Source organism: Alistipes sp. CAG:29, assembly GCF_000435435.1.
Lineage (GTDB): Bacteria > Bacteroidota > Bacteroidia > Bacteroidales > Rikenellaceae > Alistipes > Alistipes onderdonkii.
This window is the reverse complement of record NZ_FR893395.1, coordinates 24,759-31,286: the sequence shown is the minus strand read 5'-3', so window position 1 is coordinate 31,286 and position 6,528 is coordinate 24,759. Positions and strand designations below refer to the sequence as shown.

Annotated in this window: 4 protein-coding genes and 2 pseudogenes; 1 reads left to right on the top strand and 5 read right to left on the bottom strand. The window is 61.4% G+C overall.

The annotated features are described in order from the left end of the window. From QVP03_RS00770 to QVP03_RS00755, 4 genes and pseudogenes are all read right to left on the bottom strand, one after another. Nucleotides 1-274, bottom strand: a pseudogene (locus QVP03_RS00770) (alpha-L-arabinofuranosidase); the annotation flags it as partial. 12 nt (nucleotides 275-286) lie between these two features. Further along, nucleotides 287-1,621, bottom strand: a pseudogene (locus tag QVP03_RS00765) (sugar porter family MFS transporter); the annotation flags it as partial. A 28-nt stretch (nucleotides 1,622-1,649) separates the two neighbouring features. Next, nucleotides 1,650-3,719 carry a pyruvate formate lyase family protein gene (locus tag QVP03_RS00760; RefSeq protein ID WP_022331786.1) on the bottom strand — a complete coding sequence of 690 codons (2,070 nt, stop codon included), beginning with the start codon at nucleotides 3,717-3,719 and terminating at the stop codon, nucleotides 1,650-1,652. Continuing rightward, nucleotides 3,716-4,474, bottom strand: a complete 759-nt coding sequence (locus QVP03_RS00755) for a radical SAM protein (RefSeq protein ID WP_022331785.1) — start codon at nucleotides 4,472-4,474, stop codon at nucleotides 3,716-3,718. The genes QVP03_RS00760 and QVP03_RS00755 overlap by 4 nt, the downstream gene beginning before the upstream one ends. 146 nt (nucleotides 4,475-4,620) lie before the next feature. Here QVP03_RS00755 and QVP03_RS00750 point away from each other — a divergent pair, with 146 nt between their 5' ends. Then, nucleotides 4,621-5,598: a GntR family transcriptional regulator gene (locus QVP03_RS00750; protein ID WP_022331784.1), complete on the top strand. Its 978-nt coding sequence runs from the start codon at nucleotides 4,621-4,623 to the stop codon at nucleotides 5,596-5,598. 290 nt (nucleotides 5,599-5,888) lie between these two features. Here QVP03_RS00750 and QVP03_RS00745 read toward each other — a convergent pair whose 3' ends face one another. After that, entirely contained in the window at nucleotides 5,889-6,380 is a 492-nt protein-coding gene (locus tag QVP03_RS00745) for a hypothetical protein (protein WP_022331783.1), read from the bottom strand. Nucleotides 6,381-6,528 lie beyond the last annotated feature (148 nt).

Below are 6,528 nucleotides of genomic sequence, written 5' to 3'. Positions count from 1 at the left end.
CCTGCCACTCCCCTTCGTAGGCCGAGCAGTCATCGAAAAGGGGGTTGGGCACGGGCTCCTCGAAACTCTCGCCGAAGATCCGCTGGTCGTAAAGGCCTCCGTAAATCTCGTGGTTGACGTCTTCGATGCAGGCCCCGTAAAGCCAGGGGGTGACGCTGCCCTCGACTTTCGACGCATCGACCGTGATCGTGGCGTCCGTTGCACCGCCCGCACAGGCGGCGGCCATGGCGGCACACAAGGCCGCGAGGGGAATTTTTTTCAGGGAACGGTTCATATGTCCGGGTTTTTATTTTACCAGTTCTTTCTGTATCTGTTCGAGCGATTTGTCCTTGGTCTCGGGGAGCTTTATCGCAAAGATAAGGCTGCCGAGAGCAATAAGCGCGAAAAATCCGAAGATATAGGTGCCGCCGACCGAAAGGAAGACGGGGAAGAACCACGACAGCAGCGCCGACCACACCCAGTGGGTCATGCTGCCCAGCACCTGCCCCTTGGCACGCACCGAATTGGGGAAGACCTCGGAAATGACCACCCAGATCGTAGCGCCCAGCGACACGGCGAAGAAGGCGATGTAGCCCATCAGGCAGACAAGCATGTAGTAACCTTCGAAGCGTTCGAGCCAGAACCCGCGCGCCACGAGCACCAGCGAGACGAACATCCCCACGGCACCTACGCCGATGAGCTTCTTCCGCCCCACCTTGTCGATGAGGAACATGCCCAGCATGGTGAACGTGAGGTTGGTGATGCCGATCACGATCGACTGCATCATCGCCCCCTCGCGGAAGACGCCCGACATCTCGAACAGGCGCGGCGCATAGTAGAGGATGGCGTTGATCCCCGTGAGCTGGTTGAACGTCGAGATGAGGAACGCCAACAGGATGGGGATGAAATATTTTTTCCGGAAAAGCCGCTCGCCCGTATCGCCCGCCCCGGCGAGCGAGGCGCGGATCTCGGCCATTTCGGCTTCGACATTCTCGCGCGTGGTGCGTTCGAGTACACGGCGCGCCTCGGCGTCACGGCTGCGGATAAGCAGCCAGCGGGGGCTTTCGGGCACGGTCATCAGCAACAGGCCGAAGGCCAGTGCCGGGACGGCCTCGATGCCCAGCATCCACTGCCAGTCGTGGGGAATCCCCACGATCCAGTAATTGGTCAGGTAGGCGATGACGATACCCAGCACGATGTTGAACTGGAAGAAGGCCACGAAACGCCCGCGCCAGTGCGACGGGGAGATCTCGGCGATATACATCGGCCCCACGACCGACGAGGCACCGACGGCCAACCCGCCCACAAAGCGGAAGAACATGAACGAATACCAGTTGACGATCACGGCACTGCCCACGGCCGAGATCAGGTAGAGCCACGCGATCACTTTCAGCGAGCGCAGGCGCCCGTAGCGTTCGGCTGGGCCGCCGCAGACCAGGGCGCCGACGATGGTGCCGATAAGCGCCGTGGCGATCGTGAAGCCGTGCGCGAAGTCCGAGAGCGCATAGATCCCCTGGATCGCCTTTTCGGCACCGGAGATCACGGCCGTGTCGAAGCCGAACAAAAGGCCGCCGAGCGAAGCGACGAAGGCGACATAAAACATGAAGCCTTTAACGGATGTTTTCATATCAGGTCGGATTAGTTGGTTTTCAGTTTCGGTTCACGCCGGTTCAGAGGCCGAATTCGATCCGGTTGATCACATGGTTCTGGTAACATTCGTCCAGTTCGACGAAATAGCCGCTCCAGCCCCAGACGCGCACGATCAGGTTGCGGTGCCGCTCGGGATGCACCTTGGCGTCGAGCAGCTTTTCGCGGCTGACGGTATTGAGCTGCAACTGGTGGCCGCCCAGGGCGATGTAGGTCTTGACGAGCATGCCCAGTTTGCGGACGCTCTCCTCGTTGTTGAAGACCGACTGGTCGAACTCGAGGGTCAGCGGCCCGCCGTTGACCACATCCTCCAGACGCGGTTTGGTGAAGGATTTGATGACCGATACGGGCCCGCGCTGGTCGATGAACAGGCTCGGCGAATAGTTGGCGGGGATCATCTCCCCGGCACTGCGGCCGTCGGGCGTGGCACCGAGGCCTGCGGCATGGAAAACATAGTACATGGCCGTACCGGTGCCGGCGCGGTAGATGCCGCCCCGCTCGTTGCGGCGCCCTTCGAGCGCACGTGCGAACGAAGCGAGCAGGTCGCAGGCGATGGAGTCGGCATAGTCGTCGTCCTGCCCCATCTTGGGAGCCTCCCGCCGCAGCAGGCGTTGTAATTCGGGTGCGCCGCGGAAGTCGTCCTCCAGCGCCGAGAGCAGCGTCGGGGCGTCGAAACGGCGCTCCTCGAAGTAAAATTTGCGCAGCGCCGCCAGCGAGTCGGCCGCCGTGGCAATGCCCGTGCCGTGCAGGCCGTAGTTGTTGTAGCGCGAGCCGAGCGAAATGTCCTGCGCCCGTTCTATGGTGCCGTCCATCAACAGCGACATCATCGGTGCGGGGACGATGTAGAGGTTGCGGTGCTTGCGGCAGACGGCGTCGGCCTTTTGGGCGATCTTCCGCTCGACCAGGCCGTAAAACGCCGCGTAGTCGGGACATGCCGCCAATTCGGGCAACACCTCGCGCACGCAGCCGATGAGCGACACGGCGTCGATGTTGGGGATGTCCATCGCATGGTTGGGGATGATGAACTCCCAGCAGGCGGCCACGACATAATTGCGGGCGTCCTGCTCCGAGTACCCTTTCTTCATGAGCCCCGGGACGATCACGTCGTCGTTGCTGTACTGCGGGAATCCCAGCCCCTTGCGGGTGAGCTGCGACCCCAGGAAGAAGATTTCGTCGGGCGTATCCGCGTCGACGCGGATGTTGATCTTGGGGTCGATCAGCTCCAGTTCGCAGCTGGCCCGCAGGCACATCTCCGAGAGGCGGTTGAAAAGGTAGTCGCCGTTTGCGGCGCGGCCGCCCAGTACCATGCTCTGGCCGTTGTCGCCCTGCTGCATACCGGGATAGAGGTCGCTGTCCTTGTTGCATGCGAGGAAGAACTCTTCCACCAGGTCGAACGCCTCCTCCTCGGTCAGCACGCCGCTGTCGATGTCATGGCGGAAATAGGGGTACATGTACTGGTCGAAACGCCCCAGCGTATTGTGGTAATTGCCGGCCTCCCAGATCGCGAAATGGAGGATGCGCAGCAGTTGCAGCGCCTCGCGCAGCGACCGGGCGCCGCGCGTACGCACGGCCTCGAGCACTTGGGCCGTATCCGTCTGCCCCGCCTCGCGGGCATGGGCGGCGTAACGCCCCGTAAGCTCCTGCACGGCCTCGATGCAGAGCGCCACCGACCCCAGGAAGATACGCTGTTCCTGGTCGAGCGAATCGTCCGCCAGGCGGGAAGCGATTTCGGCCTTCCGGGCATCGAGCCCAAGGCGGATGGTGGTTTCGTAGTCGGGCGATATGTTGCAGACCGTCCCGCGCTCGTGGATGTAGTGCGACGCCTTGATCCCGTCCCACTCCTGCGGGGTGAAGATTTCGGGCACTTCGGTAACGGTGCGGGTGAATACGATCTTCTCGCCCGGCAGGATCACGGGCTGTTCGGCACGCATCAGGGCGGCGAGCATCTCCGCCGAGCGCCTCACGGGCGGCATTCCGGCCGCTGCAAACCCGATATTGAGGTTGTCCAGCCCGAGCCGGGCCGGGGTACGGCGCAGGACATGGTGCTCTTTGCGGAGGATATAGCCGCGCAGGTTTTCGATTCTGGGATTCATTGTATGAGTGTTTTAAGATTGTAGTCGCTGAAAACGTCGTGGACACGGGGCTCCGCCCCGGTATCGAAACCGGGGGCATACGTCCGGCCGATCATGGCGTACTTCGCCCCGGCGGTCTTGTGGTAGCGCAGGATCTCGACCCGCTCCAGCCCCGGGGCATCCTTAATCAGCAGGCAGGTCTGCAACATGTTCTCCCGCGTATCGTTCACCCCGGGGATCAGCGGGATGCGGACGACGAACGGCCGGCCCGAAGTGCACAGCCATGCCAGATTGCGCAGGATGGGGGCATTGTCCACCCCCGTCCAGCGGCGGTGCTGCACCGGGTCGGCGTGTTTCACGTCGAACAGCACCAGATCGGCGTGCCCCGCCACCCGGCGGAAAACATCCGGCGCGGCATAGCCGCTCGTCTCGACGGCCGTATGCACCCCCGCGGCCTGCAACGCGGCAAGCACCTCTGCCGCAAATGCGGCCTGCAGAAGCGGCTCGCCGCCCGTGAGCGTCACACCGCCGCGGTTCATGGCATATACCGCCTTGTTGCGCAGCAGTTTGCCGGCCAGCTCCCCCGAGCAGATCGCGTACCCGCACATCGTGCGGCCGTCGCGGCGATCCATATACTGCGGCTCGGGGGAAATGCCCTCGGGATTGTGGCACCAGGCACAGCGAAGCGGGCACCCTTTCAGGAAAACGGTGGTGCGGATACCCGGCCCGTCGTGTATGGCGAACTCCTCGATGCTGAAAACGATCCCTTTCTCCATTGCGCTGTGTGATCTTTTGGGCAAATATAAATAAAATTTCGTCATACTGGTACGAACTGGTATGATTTTTTTTTATTTTTCGTACCGGTTCGTACCGATATTACCCGATTTTACGTATATTTGCACGACATTGCGTGTGCAAAGCCATGAAAAACAACGAATCGAAATACAAACAGGTCGTCAACTTCGTCATCGACGGCATCGCCGAAGGGAAGCTCCAGAAGGGGGACTGGATACCCTCGATCAACGAATTCCGCGAGAATTACCACCTCTCGCGCGACACGGTCTTCGCCGGGCTGAGCGAACTCAAATCGCGCGGCATCATCGCCTCGACGCCCGGCGTGGGCTACTACATCGCCTCGGCGCGAATCCCCTCGGAACAGAATATTTTCCTGCTCTTCAACGAATTCAACGAATTCAAGGAAGACCTCTACAACTCGTTCATGGAGCACGTCGGCAAAGGCGTAAGCGTAGACCTCTATTTCCACAACTACAACCGCAGGGTCTTCGACGCGCTGGTGACCGACGCCAACGGCAAATACACCACCTATATCATCATGCCGGGCAAGTTCACCGGCATCGGGCCGCTGCTCGAAAGCCTCTCGGGGCGGGTGTTCCTGCTCGACCACTTCCACCCCGAACTGCTGGGCAGGTATTCGTCCGTGGCGCAAAACTTCGAAAAGGACACCTACGAGGCGCTCTGCCACGGGCTGCGGCATATCCGCAAATACGAACGGCTGCTGATGGTGCAGCACGAAAAAAAGGAGCCGCAGGAGCGCTACGACGGACTGGTGCGCTTCTGTGCGGAACACGGGTTCGGGCACGAATACCTCGCCTCGATCCGCGACCGCGAAATCCGCGAAGGCGACCTGTTCATCCTCGTCAGCGACCGCGACCTGGTGACGCTGCTCAAGCAGGCCGAGCGGCAGCAGATGACGCCCGGCCGCGAATTCGGCATCATTTCGTACAACGACACGCCGCTCAAGGAGATCCTCGCGGGCGGGATCACCACCCTCTCGACCGACTTCCGCCAGATGGGGCTGACGCTGGCGCAGCTGATCTCCCAGAAAGGCATCCGCAACATCGAGAACCCCTGGATGCTCAACATCCGGCGCTCCCTGTAAAACGGCAGCAGGCCGCGATTCCGCCCTCCCTGCGGGCGGAGCAGCGGCCTGACGGGCTGACGAGCTTACAGACTAATGAGCCGGCGGACAGACAGACAGACAGACAGACAGACAGACGAACCAATGGGCTGACGGGCGGGCAAACTGGCAGACCGAAGGACTGGCGGGCCGGCGGACTGATGAGTTGACGGACGGACAAACCGATGAATTGGCAGATTGACAGCCGGGGAAACGGCTCCGGCATACGCCCCGAAAACAAACATCCCGAACTACGAATGTCCGGGATGTTTTTATTTCTTCGCCCTGCGCAACTCTTTCGCCCTGCGCTGCGCCTCCTGCGCTTCGGCCCGCTGTTCCAGCACCTCCTTGCGGGATCGGAACTTTTCCCGCCCCGACAAGACCCGCTCTTCATAACGCCGCTGTCTGAGCCTTCCCAACCAGTCAGGCGCCAGCACGACCGAGACATACCCGATCGCCTGTCCCGCGCAGTAACACCCGACCTGCGCCCACAAATTCCCCTCGAACGCCCCGACGGGCAGTACCTGGTATTCCAGCCAGGGAAACAGGGCGAACATCACCAGCAGCATGGCCGCATCGAACCGTTCGTTGCGCGACCATCCGAGCCTGCGCCACCCCAAGAGGAGAGCCAGCAGGTTGATGCACAGCATGGAGGGAATAAGCATCCGGGGCGTAAGCAGCGACACCCCGGGACGGAACAGGATGACATAAAGGCCCGGCACGGCGGGCAAGACGAGCTGCGCGGCAAACAGCCCTATTTTCATTCGTTCGGTTTTCATAGAGATACGGAGATCGGGGCACCCTCCGATACGGCACATCGAATATAGGAAAAAATCCCGGACGGTGCAAATCGCCGTCCGGCTTTTCGTCCGGCAAAGCGAAACAAAATCCCGGCGAGCGAATCGCCGGGAT

What these genes read in the sequence shown, in the direction of transcription:
- QVP03_RS00760 (WP_022331786.1), bottom strand. Translation starts at nt 3,719, where the DNA reads ATGAATCCCAGAATCGAAAACCTGCGCGGCTATATCCTCCGCAAAGAG.
- QVP03_RS00755 (WP_022331785.1), bottom strand. Translation starts at nt 4,474, where the DNA reads ATGGAGAAAGGGATCGTTTTCAGCATCGAGGAGTTCGCCATACACGAC.
- QVP03_RS00750 (WP_022331784.1), top strand. Translation starts at nt 4,621, where the DNA reads ATGAAAAACAACGAATCGAAATACAAACAGGTCGTCAACTTCGTCATC.
- QVP03_RS00745 (WP_022331783.1), bottom strand. Translation starts at nt 6,380, where the DNA reads ATGAAAATAGGGCTGTTTGCCGCGCAGCTCGTCTTGCCCGCCGTGCCG.